At 60.7% G+C, this 14,023-nt stretch carries 7 protein-coding genes; 5 read left to right on the top strand and 2 right to left on the bottom strand.

Features of this window, described 5'->3' with window-relative positions:
- Positions 1-3 precede the first annotated feature (3 nt).
- The 5 genes from ACXAJV_RS07145 to ACXAJV_RS07165 all read left to right on the top strand — a co-directional run bounded on the left by ACXAJV_RS07145 (position 4) and on the right by ACXAJV_RS07165 (position 11,924).
- Complete coding sequence (locus ACXAJV_RS07145) at positions 4-987, top strand: BamA/TamA family outer membrane protein (RefSeq protein ID WP_475083611.1); 984 nt, start codon at positions 4-6, stop codon at positions 985-987.
- Between the two features lie 106 nt (positions 988-1,093).
- Positions 1,094-7,993 carry a hypothetical protein gene (locus tag ACXAJV_RS07150; RefSeq protein ID WP_475083613.1) on the top strand — a complete coding sequence of 2,300 codons (6,900 nt, stop codon included), beginning with the start codon at positions 1,094-1,096 and terminating at the stop codon, positions 7,991-7,993.
- 51 nt (positions 7,994-8,044) lie between these two features.
- Positions 8,045-8,347 carry a DUF3467 domain-containing protein gene (locus ACXAJV_RS07155; protein ID WP_475083615.1) on the top strand — a complete coding sequence of 101 codons (303 nt, stop codon included), beginning with the start codon at positions 8,045-8,047 and terminating at the stop codon, positions 8,345-8,347.
- A gap of 8 nt (positions 8,348-8,355) precedes the next feature.
- Positions 8,356-9,984: an efflux RND transporter periplasmic adaptor subunit gene (locus ACXAJV_RS07160; protein WP_475083617.1), complete on the top strand. Its 1,629-nt coding sequence runs from the start codon at positions 8,356-8,358 to the stop codon at positions 9,982-9,984.
- The gene (locus ACXAJV_RS07165; protein ID WP_475083620.1) at positions 9,957-11,924 is read left to right on the top strand and encodes a site-2 protease family protein; all 1,968 of its coding nucleotides are present in this window, start codon (positions 9,957-9,959) and stop codon (positions 11,922-11,924) included. The genes ACXAJV_RS07160 and ACXAJV_RS07165 overlap by 28 nt, the downstream gene beginning before the upstream one ends.
- A 215-nt stretch (positions 11,925-12,139) precedes the next feature.
- Here the strand turns inward: ACXAJV_RS07165 and ACXAJV_RS07170 are convergent, their stop codons facing one another.
- Together ACXAJV_RS07170 and ACXAJV_RS07175 are read right to left on the bottom strand one after the other, a co-directional pair.
- A complete protein-coding gene (locus tag ACXAJV_RS07170; RefSeq protein ID WP_475083621.1) occupies positions 12,140-12,910 on the bottom strand; it encodes a LytR/AlgR family response regulator transcription factor in 771 nt (256 codons plus the stop codon).
- Positions 12,907-13,992 carry a sensor histidine kinase gene (locus tag ACXAJV_RS07175; protein ID WP_475083624.1) on the bottom strand — a complete coding sequence of 362 codons (1,086 nt, stop codon included), beginning with the start codon at positions 13,990-13,992 and terminating at the stop codon, positions 12,907-12,909. Before ACXAJV_RS07175 ends, ACXAJV_RS07170 begins: the two co-directional genes overlap by 4 nt.
- Positions 13,993-14,023 lie beyond the last annotated feature (31 nt).

Consider the following 14,023-nt stretch of genomic DNA (forward strand, 5'->3'; position numbering starts at 1 on the left):
TCCTTGGGTGCGAGCTATTCCTCGCTCTACGGTCCCACGGCTCATATCGCCTTTTCCGCCGAGGAATTGGGGGAGAAAAAGGATATCGCGGCCTCGGTGCGCTATCGCGGCGGGCCGGATGGTGAGGAGGGGCGGATTTCCCTGTTGCGCAGTCCGGAGGTCGAGATCGGCAGGCTGAGTTATGCCGTCTCGGCCCACGTGCAGAACTGGGATCACATCCCGTTCGAAAGCCAGGGCGTCCGGGTCTCCGTGGAGCGTGAAAAGCCTGTGGCGCCGCGCACGCACATCGGGGTCGGCGCATTTGCAAGCTATGACGATGTGACTTCTGTCGCTTCCAGCATGTCTGGAGTGCTGGCGCGCGATTTCGGCGAAAGTTCGAGCATCGGCGTGAATGTCTTTACGCGCTTTGAAGATGGTGATTTCGAGCCTTTCCTGCCGGATGCGGCACGCCTCCGCCTGGATGCCAATCTTCAACTGTCCGGCCTTGGCGACCGCAAGTTTGCGGCGCTCGAGCTCGGCGCGCGCTATGAGGTGCCGCTGGGCGGCGGGTTTGCGCTCAAAACCAACGTCAAAGCCGGTGTCATTCGCGGTCTGGACGGCGAATATGTGTCGGTTCTGGACCGGGCGTTTCAAGGCGATCTCGAGCCTCGCGGATTTGAATTCGGCGGGCTGGGGCCGCGCGATGCCGTCACCCTGGATGCGCTGGGCGGGGCAAATTTCTACACCGGAACAGTTGAGGTTCAGCGGCCGATTACCGGCAGCCCGGTGGTGGTGGGGGCGTTTGTTGATTTCGGCAGTACCTGGTCCGTGCCGGGTGTTGGTGGTCTCATGCTCTACGATCAGCACGAGATCCGGGCCAGCGCCGGTGTGTCCTTGGAAATTTCAAGTGATTTCGGAAGCCTCCGCGTTTCGTACGCGGAGCCTTTTGAACGGCAGGATTTCGACCAGGCGCAACGTTTCTCCGTTGCTCTGTCCGCGAGTTTTTAGGCGCCGGCATGGGGGCGGTGACTAAAATATTTTCGGTCTCTCTTCACGGGGTGACCACAAAGCTCGGCAAGCCGGACCGTCTGTCCGGTGCGTCGGAGGAGGCGTGATGTCTGTCAGCTCTATCAACCCGTCCATTCCGGCGCCGGTTCTGCTTGAACCGAGGATCATGATGGATGCCAATCTCGAATGGGACTTGGCGTCGACAACGGCGTTGTCGGGCAGTCTTGCCGGCATCGTGCAATCCTTTGCCGAGCAGTACGCTATGTTCGACGAGTTCGAGGCGCCCGGCTTGCCACGTTCCGCCTTGGAAACGCTCGATCCGGGGCTGCCGGGAAGTGCCGGTCATCAGATGGCGGATCTCGGTCCGCTCGCCGAAGCTGGGGAGCGTGTCCAGACTGCGTTCGCGGACCTTCGCAGTGCGGTCTTGAACCAGACGGCGGATCTGATCGATCCCAGCCTCGACAACCAGCATATGGCGGTTCTGCCCGGATCTGATGCCATTCCCTCTGCCGTCGCGGAAACAGATATTCCGGGCGTGGCTGATGATCTCGAGACTCCAGAAGGCGATGCGCTGCTGGCGGCGATGATGGCGGAGCACTTGTCCGCCTCCGACAAAATCGGCTCGGCGCTGGTATCCGAGGTGATTTCGACGTTCGATGCGGGAGGCGAGGTCACCGGTTTCTCGAAGGACACGGCAAGCCTTGCGGATGTGTTCGTGCCCGGCCTTGATCCGTTTGAATTGTTTGAGCGCGCTGTGCCGGATGCAGCCGACGCGTTGCCGCAATCGTCAATCGGGGCGGCGGGCGCCGTGCCGGAATGGCTGTCTGCAGAAGGAGGGCAGGCGGGTGAAGTTCTGGATCCGGGCTATCAGTTGCCGGGTTCGGATGCACCGGTTCCAGCCTCGCACAGTGTCACCACGGACTTCGCGAAGGGCACGGCTCCGGTCGCCGACCCCATCTCGTTTGAGACCGTTGCGCTGGCTGGCTTGCCGCTGGAACGACCGGCCATCGCGCCGGATATCGTGGCCTTTGCCGCCGCGGCGCTGTCTCCGGGGCGTGGAGGTTTTGCTCAATCCGGGAATGAGACTGGCAATCGTTTGGTGATGAACCAAGGCGAGATTCAGGACTTCAAAACCCCGTCCGCTCTCAATGCAAAAGCCGATGGTCTCGCGACCACCGCGCTGTTGCCGGTCGCCTCAGAAAGCGTGATCGAGGAACTGAACGACTTCAACGCGCTCCGCCTGCTCAATGATCCGTCCTACATGCTCAACGGCATTTATGACCTGTTCCAGGTCGTTGATGGCTTTTTTGATGATTTTCTCGCGGATATCGATCTTCCCATCATCGGGGATGCGATCGGAACCGGGCTGACTTTTTTCGACGATGTCATGAACAGCGTCCTCATTCCGGCGCTGGAATATGCGGAGACTCCCGACGCGGATGGCGCGCTGCCCTCAACTGTCGAATTGATCAACGGTTTCGTGAACGCGCAATTGAACAGCGTGTTTGGCACCGAGGACGTCGAATACCTGCACGCTTATCTCGATACCTCCGGCACAACGGCCGAATCCTTCATATACGGTGCGATCAACTTCTCGGGCGTCCTGTTCAGCGAAATGCTGGACATTGACTTCGATTTTGGCATTCCCGGCCTGAATATCGAAGTGGAGGAAGGCTCCGAGATCCTTCTCGAGCTGAGCTATACGGTCAATATCGGCTTCGGTCTGGATGCGAATGGTTTCTTCCTGCTGAACGATACGGACGACGCCGAAGTGTCGATCGATTTCCTGGTGGATGCCGGCACGTTCAGCGGATCCATGAGTGTGCTGAACCTGCTCGGCTTGTCCGCGAATGCGGTGACGCTCGACGATGATGGCGTAATCATCTCCGATGCGACGACTGATGGCGGCACAGCACAGCTTCATGCCTTCCTCGAAGCAGATCTCTACGGCGATGCCGGCGCGGAAATCGAACGTGATTTCAGTAATATCGAACCGCTTGATGGCAGCGGAAACGTGTTGGCCTACGAGAGTATCCTGTATCTTGACGACATGGATTTCGGCGAGCTGGTCAGCTTCGATTTCGGCGCCGAGGTCGATGTGCAAATTGGCGTGGTCGGCAATATTCTGGACCCGTTCTCTGGCGAAGCGCTGCAAATCGGCGGCAATCCGATCCTGCCGAATGTGGCCGCAGAGCTTGTACTCGATGCGAGCTATACGCTGGCCGAAGGCTTGTCCGTTGATGCTCTGGGGATCCAGAATGTGCGGATCGATGCCAGTCAGCTCTACGATGCGCTGATCCGGCCACTGGTCGATCCGATCATGTCGGTCGTTGGGCCGTTGCTTGAAGTGATCGATGTCATCTTCCAGGACCCGATCGGCCTGTTGAAGGACTTGGCGGTTGATCTGGTGGCGCTCTGGTTCCCGATCATCAAGCTCGGCGACAATATCGCGGAGATCGCCAACTCGATCGCGCAGTTTGTCGTCGATATCGCCGATAGCGGGGGCATGGTGCATTTCGGAAGCTTTGACCTGACGAGCTTTGGCGATGAGCTGGCTACGGGCGAGACCAATGCTTCCGACATCGACATCACCACAATAGATCCCACCGGGCTGACCACGGACGATGGCAGTGGCGGTTTTGGGACTTTCGGTAATCCGGATGACGGTTTCTCCGTCAGTATTCCGCTGCTGCAAGACCCGTTCGGCGCTATTTCACTTTTGCTGGGTGATTTCAGCGGTGTAGAGCTCGTGCGGGCACGGTATACCTGGTTCAATATCGACTCAGCCGATCTCGATTTCACCCAGCTTCTCATCGACTCGCTGGACCTTCCGGCCTTCGTGACCGGGGCGCTGGAGGATCTGGAAATCGGGCCTTTGATTTCCAATCGAATTGAAGGCCATGGCATCACGCAGTTTGAAGTCGGTTACGATCTCAGCGGTGTGCAGAATTTCCTGAATTCCTATGATCCCTTCCGTCTTTTCGATGGCGTCTTCATCGAGGCGGGAGAAGGCTCACTGGTGGATATCGAGCTGGATATCACGATGTTCGCCAATGCGATCGCCGCGACCATCGGCGGGGGCGGCGAGCTCGACTTCAAATTCAACATCACGGATCCGAATGACGACGGCAAGGTGCGCTTGTCCGAACTGCTTGATGCGATCCTGTTCATGGTCAAGAACGGGGCCATTACACCGCACCAGCAGATCGCCTATCTCCTGGAAGGCACGATGGATTTCGCTGTCTTCTCCGAGATCAGCTTCCTTGGTGCGACCGAAACCATATACGAGCTGGAACTGCCCGCGATCGAGCTGGAACTCTTCAACCCCGAACCCAGCCTGGTCAGCGGGCTGGACAGCGATCGCAGCGGCATTCTGTCCCTGGAGGGCTTACTCAACCTCCTGGGCCTTGGTGGGGGCGGTGATGATGAGGTCGGCACGCAAGTGCTGAATCTTGGCGCACGCATCATGGGGGCCAATTCCGACATGGTAGAGGACGGCGATGATCTGGTCGTTCTGGGAACGCTGGCAAACCGGTACATGGTGACGTTGAACAATGCCGAGGGTTCGCTTGAGGGTGAGATCGACCCAGAAGCCAAGGCCGTCATCATACCGGCCGGCGAAGGCGACAATGTCGTTGATATGTCCAACTTCTCCGACGCAGATAGCGATCGGGTGACCATCACCTATTCCGGGGCGGGGCAGGACACGATCACACTTCCCGTCGGCGGATTGAATGTCGTCTTCTCGGGCGCCGGTGATGACATCATCACGGCGCCGGCCGATGCCCGGGGTACGTACATCATCTTCGCGGAAGAGGGCGCCGATACGATCGATATTCCCGGTGGCAATGTAATTGTCTTTTCCGGCGATGATTACGGCATGCGCGATGTGTTTCTTACCACATTTGCCAATGGCGACGTAACGCCCGAGCGCGTGCGCGAGCTGCTCGGACTACTGGAAGATGACACGCCCGATCCTGCCGCCACCGGCTATTACGATGTGGGTGGCGACGCGCCGGTCAATCTCGAAGCCTTGCTGGAAAACTATACCGAGATTTCGCAGCTCAAAGCCGACCGCGATGATGAAACCATCACCGTGGGTGCGGGCAATCATATCCTGCTGACCGGCAAGGGGGATGACGTCATTCGTGGCGACCTCGCCGCGGCGGGTGAGGTCACAGTCCTTTCCGGCGCTGGCGATGACGACATCGCCATCGGCGGTACGACGGTCCTCATCGAGGGGGGCGCCGGTTCCGATACGATCCAGGTCAATGGACAAAACGTCGAGGTCTGGGGTTGGGGTAAAGCGGCCGGCGAGCGCGGCGGTCTGGGCACCGCGTCCGAGATCGATGCGTTGGCCAGCAATGATGGCGATGACATCATTATTGGCGGATCCGGCGATGATCGGCTGTTTGGTCAGATCGGCGATGATCTGATCGAGGGCAATGGCGGCAACGACACGATCGGCGGCGGATTGGGCGATGACGTGATCGCGGGCGGCACGTTCGCCTTCACGCTGGATGAAGCCGCGCTTGATATTCGCGATGTGGACATTGCAAGCGCAATTGATGGCGTGCTGGACATTCGCGTGATCGATGCTGCGGATGGTGACGACACGATTCGCGGCGGCAGCGGCGATGACATCCTGCTGGGCGGCGGCGGTGCTGACACGATCAGTGGTGCGGCCGGGCTGGATCTGATTGCGGGTGATTTCGCCAGCGTCTTGCTCAGCGGCAATATGATCGCACAGCGTATGACCTCGCTGTTTGAAGAGAGCATCGCGCAAGGTTCCGATACGATCGATGCCGGTGCTGCAGACGATATCGCCATGGGCGGCGGCGCGGGCGACAGCCTGATCGCCGCGTCGGGGGATAACATCCTGCTGGGCGATTTTGGCGTGCTCGAGGGCGAAGACCTGCGCGCAGGCGTGGATTCGATCCGCTCGATCAATAACGCGCAGGGCGGAGATGACACGCTGACAACGGGCCGCGGCAATGACCAGCTCATCGGCGGCGAGGCCAATGATGTGCTCAATTCCGGCCTCGGCGTGGATATTCTGTTCGGGGACAATGCGGATATCGATTTCCCGGGGCTCACTCTGACCGGTCTTGCGCTGGATACGGACGGCAATGACACGCTGGTGATGGGTGAAAACCTCAGCGGTGCTGAGCCGGCGCCGACCGATCTCAATGATCTCGCCTTTGGCGGCCTGGGTCATGACACCATCACCGCGACAGTCGGTGGTCTGACCCTGTTGGGCGATAGCGGCGAAATGCGGCTCCGCGCCGATGCGCTGACCGCGCTCGCGAACTATGTCGATCCGGGTAACTCACCTTCCGCCGCTCTGCTGGAGGAGGCGGAAGCCGCCTGGTTCCTGTTCGACATCATGGTGGAAACTGCCCGGACCGCACCGGATGCGCGCGATGGCAATGATGCTGTGACCATCACGGGCGGTATCAATTCCATCGCTTTGGGGGGCGGCAACGATACGGCGTTGCTGCAGGACGGTCTGAACCATGTCCTGGGCGATGATGGGATCATGCAGACCTCTCTCAATGATGCGGGAGATGCCATCCTCTACGAGCTCACCTCCACCGATATGGCCGCTGCGTCGGGCCGCGACACAATCACGGCCGGTGATGGCAATAATGTTCTGATCGGTGGTGAGCAGGCAGACGTGATCCAAGCGGGTGATGGTTTCAACCTGATCCTGGGGGATCGTGGCTACTACCTCACCTCCAATACCGATACGGTCGGCTATTTGCGCTCCGATGCTTCGCTTTTGGGCGGGGATGATGTGATCACGACTGGCGCCGGCAATGCCATCATTATTGCCGGCCAGGGCGGGGATACGGTGTCGGTGGGTGATGGTGAAGACATCGCTGTCGGCGACGACGCTGAGATCACGCATCAAGATGGTTGGGATATCCTGATCGTTGACACCATCCATCATGCCAGTGGCGGCGACGACACGCTGACCGCCGAGGGCACGCACGGCGATAATGTTCTGATGGGGCAGACCGGCAATGATGTCATGGATGGCGGTCTCGATGATGACCTCCTGGTGGGGGATAATGCCGATCTCGAATTCCTGCCAAATGCGCGCGGCTTCGACGGTCAGTCGGGCCTCGACAAACTCGTCCTCTTTGAAAGCCTGGTGCCTGAGGTCGATGGCGATGATGTGCTGCGCGGCCATGACGGCACCGATTATCTCGTCGGTGGCTTCGGCGACGAGCAAATGTTCGGTGGGGACGGCCAGGACTTCCTGATCGGCGATACCGCCATCATGTCCCGGGTCTACACAGCTCAGGGCAATGGTGTGTTCGGTGAGTTGTGGATCGACACGAATTTCGCTTTCGAGACCGGCGGCTATGACGAAATGCACGGCGAAGCCGGCTTTGACGTCATGATCGGCAATCTCGGCCCGGATCTTTTCTTTGGCGATACGGAAGAAGATGCGCTCTTCTCCGACGGGTTTGCCGGCTATTTCACGACCGAATGGGGTAGCGATCTGTTCAATCAGTCTACGCCGCATTGGCAATTGGTGACGGTGAATTTCGCCGGGCCGGGCGCCATTGATATCGTGTCAAAAGCCCAGTCGGCCAGCTCGATCGGCCTGAGCCTCGACCGTGCTCCGGAGAGCGAGCCGGTACGGGCTGAGGCGGGCGCCGAGGCAGACCGCGGTCTGGTCGAGTATGGGCACGCCGTTGCCCCGGGCGTTTCAATCAGCCACCTCGATACGCTGATGGATTATGTGCTCAGCGACATGATGATGTCCGCCATTGCGGAGCTGATTGCGATGGGGCTGGAGGGTGACGCCCTGCGCGCCGCCATTGAAGCTGAGCTCGGTCTGCATATGAGCCGGGCACTGCAAATGAACGGCGTGTCGCAAAGCCTGCTGCTTGAGCGCGTGATGACAATCATCGAAGATCGTCTGGACTTGGATCAGACTGCTGTGGCTCTCCCGCAAAATGCTGATGCCCCGATGATGGTGGCGGCAGAATAACGCGGTCAATTGAGCACACAGAGACCGGCTGAAGGCCTGGAGGAAAGTGACATGAGCGAGAAAAAGACGACAGGTGCACCGGACGAAGTGGGCGGGATCAAGATCAATTGGCATGATGACAAAATGGACAGTCATTACGCCAATATCGGCACCGCTACGGCTAATCGCGAAGAATTCTTTTTGCTTTTCGGAACGCACCAGCACTGGCGTGGCGATCTGGCCGAGACCAAGGAAGTGGACGTCGATCTGGCGCATCGCATTGTGATGAGCCCCTTTGCAGCCAAACGCCTTGCGGTCATTCTCAGCCAGTCGGTCAAAGCCTACGAAGATAAGTTCGGCAAAATCGGTTCCTGACCAGGGCGATGCTCGACACGCTCTCCTGCATTTTCTCCATACAGTCCGGGACCCGCGAGGCTCCGGTCGCGATACTCGGAACGCTTCCAGACGATATTGCGGCGCTTGATGTGCCGGCCATCGCGGCGGGCCAGTCGGCACTGCGCCGGATCGGCGACAAGCTGGTCATTCTGGCGCCGCAGGATGAGCAGGGCGTAATCGGCTTTGTGCTTGATGCAGTGCCCCCTGCCACGCAATTGCAAAAGGTCGCAACGCGCCTTTCCAGGCTCGCCGCCACGGGCCAGTTCACGCCAGGCTTGGCGAATGCGGGGCGTGTATCTGACAGCGCGCCCGGGTGCGCGCGCCTGTTTACCCGTTATCTTGCGAAATCCGGGGGGCGGACAGGCGTGCGCCGTCTATTTGCCATGGCTTGCGATGCGCTGACCAATTCGGGCCAGGCGGACGAGGCCGTGGTTGTGCTGTGCCGGCCGGGAGAGCAGTCGGCGCTGACGCTCTCCTCGGTCCGGTTGGACCCGATGCGCGACGCGATCGCGGATCTTGTGCGGCGCTGGCGGGGGCAAGAGCGCGTCAAGCGGTCAGTCTCTGCTGCAGATCTCGAAGGTGAGGATCTGCGCTGTGAAGACACCATTCTCCTCCTCGACAAGGCGGCTGCCGGGAAGGTTTACATTTCGCTGCCCGCGGAAGGCCAGGCCGGGTTCGGCTTTTTGCTCTTCGATCCAGCGATGCCGGATCCGGAACCCGTCTGCGAAGACTTGCGCGATCTCTTGGAAACACGTCATCGTACTCAACGTGACTGGTCTAGGCGGCGCACCTATCTCCGGCGTGGATGGATGGTCGCGGCGGCAGCTCTGCTGATTTTTCTGCTGCTTCCAACCGATCGCACCATCACCGCGTCAGGCGTCGTCCGGCCGCGCGACGTAGACGTCGTTTCTTTGCATTTCCCCACCTATCTCGACGAGATGCGAGTGGAGGTGGGCGAACGGTTGGAGCCGGGCGCGCCGATCGCCACGCTGACGGCGCCCGACCAGGAGGATGCTCGCGCGTCCGCGCTCTACCAGATCTCTGTTGAAGAGGCCGCAGCGAACGCGGCACTCGCACAGGAGGATTACGGTGCCTACGTGCAGGCGCAATCCCGGGTGGCCCTGCAGCAAACGCGATTGCAGCAGATTGAAGCGCGCATGGCCTTGCTCGTGCCCGCCGCCCCAGAGGGCGGGCGTGTGGTGGCGGCGCTGTCGGGGGGCGAGCGTGGACGCTTTCTGGCCGCAGGGACGGAGATCGCCAGGGTCCAGACCTCTTCCCGTTATAGTTTCGAATTGACGCTCAGCGCCGCCGACGCCGGCTTTATTGAGGCCGGTCAGACCGGTGAGCTGAGCCTGCGCGGGCAATTGGACCGCGCCTACCCGGTCCGCATTCTCACCCCGGCTTCGCCGGATACACGCGGAGAGGATCCCACCGCGCCGCCCGTACTTGTCGCGACGGCAATGATCGAGACGGCAGGCGAGGTGCAGATCGTGCCGGGCCTGTCCGGCTTCGCCCAGATTGATACGGGCCGGGCGATCCGCCTGGCCGTCTGGTCGCGCCATATCGTCGAATTCGTCAGGATGAAGGCATGGACAATCCTGAACTGGCGCATCTGAACCAGATCGAGCTCGACGGCCCGCTTGACCAGCCTGAGCGCGGGGTGATGGCGCGTGACAAAGCGACCGGGAGTATTCTGGTCCTGCCGCGCGAAATTGTGCGGGCTCTCCTGCGGCTCAAGCATGGCCGCGCCGCCGCACCGGGGGACGCAGAGGCTGTCAATCGCGACCGGCTCGGGATTGCCAGCCTGCTGCACTCGATACAACACCTCCGCCAGGTAGGCCGGGCCGGGCAAGAGGCCATCAACCCATTGTTCTTGAGGGTGTCACTCTTCAGCGTGGCACCCTTCCAGCGCTATCTGAGGGGCCTGGCGCGGGCGATCGTCGGCCCGGCCTATCTTTGGGCCATGGCGGTGCTCACGCTTTTGGCGGTTGCGCTGGGCATTCAAAGCGATTGGGCGATCGCAGGCGCCTATCAGAGCATTTTCTCGCCAGAAGCCTTGTTGACCTTCGGGATCGCGGCGCCGCTCCTGAAGGTTTTCCATGAGCTCGGCCACGTGCTGGCCGCTACACGCTATAAAACGCGTGTCGCTCATGCGGGGATATTATTCATTGCGCTTTTCCCGATCCCGTTTGTCGACTGTTCCGACGCGGATGTATCGGCCAACCGCAAACAGCGTGTTGTTATCAGCCTGGCTGGTCTGTTCACGGACATGCTGCTGGGCGTTTTGATCTTCATTGCCTGGCACTTCACAACCGGGGACTTCCTGCGTTCGCTGCTGGGTAATCTGTTCGTCTACCTGACCCTCAACTCCATCCTGTTCAACGCCAACCCTCTGGTTAAACTGGACGGGTATTTCGCGCTCATTGATCTGGTGCGCTATCGCAATCTGTCTCAGGATGGCGGTCGAGCCTTTAAAGCTGTCCAGCTCTGGCTGGGCTCCTTGGGCCGGCTGGGCAGGGCGCCGTCCCAGTCCGGCGAACTGGCGATTCTTGCCTATGCGATCGCGAGTTTTGTGTATCGGATCTATATCGTTGGCTTTATCGCCTACAGCCTGCTCCCGCGGTATATGGGCGTGGGCGCCGTGATTGTGGTGTGGGGGCTGGTCGCACTCTTTTTTGCGCCACTCGCCCGGGCGCCAGCGCCATCGGAACCATCCCAGTCGGACGCTCACCGTGCGGTCTGGACCGTGCGGCTAAGCGTTCTCGCCATGATCGTCCTGGCGCTCGTGTTGATCCGCGTGCCGGTGCGCCAGGATATCGTCGTCGCGATCGACGCATCCGGACACTACGCTGTCACCGTGCCGGAGACCGGCCGCCTTGAGGCGATATCAGATTATGGCCGGGTCGGGCCGGGCGCCGAGTTGGTGCTTCTGGAAAGCCGGGCGCTGCGTGAACAGCACGTCGAACGGGAGGCTGAACTCGCCATTGCCCGGCGCATGCTGGACGCTGAACGCGGTAGTGAACCGGTGCGCGCGGCAACGGCGCGCGAACGAGTCCATTCTCTGTCTACCCAAATCGCGCAGCTGGAAAGCCGCATCGCTCAGGAGACGCTGCGCGCGGAGGTTGGCGGTGTGTTTGTCCCGCTGACCGATTTGCAGCCGGGATCGATTTTCGAAGCCGGCGCAACCTTGGGGGCGTTCTTTCCCGACTCGGGGATGGCCCGTCTATCCGGCCGGTTTCCTGAACGTTACGTGCACTATTTTCGCGACAACGTTCGGGCCGCCGAATTGCGGTTCGATGGGGAGTATCTGCCGCTGGAGGTCTCGCGTCTGAGCCTGCAGGAGCGGGTGTCGGTCGATCAGCAAAGCGGCCAGCGGCTCTATGTTGTTCAAGTGAGCGCGCCCCTGCCACCGTCGGAAATGATGAGCAGCACGGCCCGGCTCCGGCTGGAGTTCCGCACAGAGGCGCTCTGGCAGCGCCTTGTCTTTCATACCCGCGGGCTGTTGCAAAACCTTCAGGACGCCCGCCTTTCGGAGATTGAGCGGCAATTGGGCTGAAGCGGTCTCACCTGTCGCGGGCTGGCGTTCAATCCAGACGCTTTCCGGTCAGCGCTTCAGCCCTGTGTCCCGATCGTGCTTGTTTCCGATCAAAATGCCTGTTCGCCGGGCTGCGACCAGGGCCATGGGTCAGCGATCCTTGATGCCGGGCGCCTTCATGAGCCGCGACCTGATCACGGCCATCTCGGCCATGTCATACGAATGGCGGTCCCGCTCTACCCCGCCGCGATGTCGATCGCATCGACGAGGCGGCCGTAGAAGCGGCGGCCGACGGGGATTTCCTCGCCGCTGTCGAGCGTGACAAGGCGCAACCCGGTATCGCGGGAGACAGCCTGGATGCGGTCCAGATTGACAATGTGCGAGCGGTGGATGCGTTGCAGCGCCGTGCCTTCGAAGGCGGTCTCCAGCCGCGCCATGGTCTCGCGCACCATGTGACGGTCCCGGCCGGTATGGATGAAGGCATAGTCACGGCACGCCTCGACATGCCGGATGTCGGCGATCGGGATGCGGATTGTACGGCCGCCGGTATTGGCCCAGTAGACCGGCTGTTCCGGTGTTTCCGGTGGATGTGGCGCGGCGGCGTGCAGCCGCAGCGCGGCGTTCTCCACTGCCTGCATCAGCGGGCGCAATGACAGGCGTGAACGGGCCCGTTCGATGGCACCGCGCAAACGGTCAGGGTCGACCGGCTTGAGCACATAGTCGATCGCTTCGATGTCGAAGGCATCGATGGCAAACCGGTCATATGCCGTAATGAAGATAACCAGCGGGTTGCCGGCCTGTTTCAGCTCCCGGGCAAAGGTCATGCCGTCCATCTGCGGCATTTCGATATCCAGAAGAACCAGGTCGGGCTGGCGTGTCTCGCACAGATGCATCGCCGAGGCGGCCGAACGGGCGCTGCCCACGACGATCGTTCCCGGGATGGGCTCTATCGTGCGGCGCAGGCTGGAGATGGCGAGCGGTTCGTCGTCAATGATAGCAATTTTCATTCGGCGGCCTCCCTCAGGACCGGAAAGGGAAGTGACAGGCGGCATTCGAATACACCGGGCTCCGGCCGGTCTGTTTCCAGCAAGGCTTCACCGGCAAACAACAGGTCCAGCCGCTGTTCGAGATTGCGCAGGCCGACGCCGGATTGCCGTTCCGCCTCGGGGGGAGGTGGGACTTCCGCAAGGCCGTCATTCCAGATGCAGATCATCACGCCGTGCAGGACGCGATGGATCTTGATGCGTGCGTTGACCGGGGCGGTGGCGTGCGCGACGCCATGCTTGACGATGTTCTCGACGAGCGGCTGAAGTGAGAAACGTGGCAGCGTTACATCGCCCAGCCCGGACTCGACTGACCAGTCCACATTCAGGCGGTCGGAAAACCGAAGCTCTTCGATGGCCAGATAGGCTTTCGCCGCGTCGATCTCGTCATTCAGCGTTGCCAGGGGCGAGCCCTCGCCGTTGAGACTGCGGCGCAGGAGATGGCCAAGATGGATCACGGCTTTGCGTGCATCGGGCGCGCGCTCCAGCACGATCAATGACGCGACGGTATTAAGGGCGTTGAACAGGAAGTGCGGATTGATCTGGTTTTCCAGGAAGGACAGGCGCGTCTCGAATTGAGCGCGCTCGAGCATCAGATTCTTCTGCCGCTCCTCGGCCACATGGTGCTGTGACAGCATGAACAAGCTGGCGCCCAGCCATATCCCGTATGTCCAGATCGTGTTGCCGGTCAGGCTGAGGCTGAAATAAAGCAGGGCGGTTTCGAGCGAGAGCGGCTCAGTCGCCTTCGTCAGGAAGCTTATGATTGCATCAAAACTGGCATAGGCAAGCAAGCCCGCTGCAGCGGCAAGCCAGGACAGTTTGCTCAACAGCCCGCGCCGCACGAATGCGGTGAAGCAGGCTTGTTCCACGGCAATGCCGAACGAGACGCTGGCGATGATCTTGAAGTAGGTTACGCGGGTGACATAGATATCCAGCAGCAGTGGCAGGACAACCAGCGACATGAGCTGGGCGAGGCCAAGAACAACAACAAGGATCACGCCGAATACGCGGATCCTGAGAATGGGGTTGGACAGGTTGTTTGGCACTCGGGCGCTCCAGTTGCGCAGGTCGCATTCC

The sequence above is a fragment of the Maricaulis sp. ABE4_448 genome (assembly GCF_056160825.1).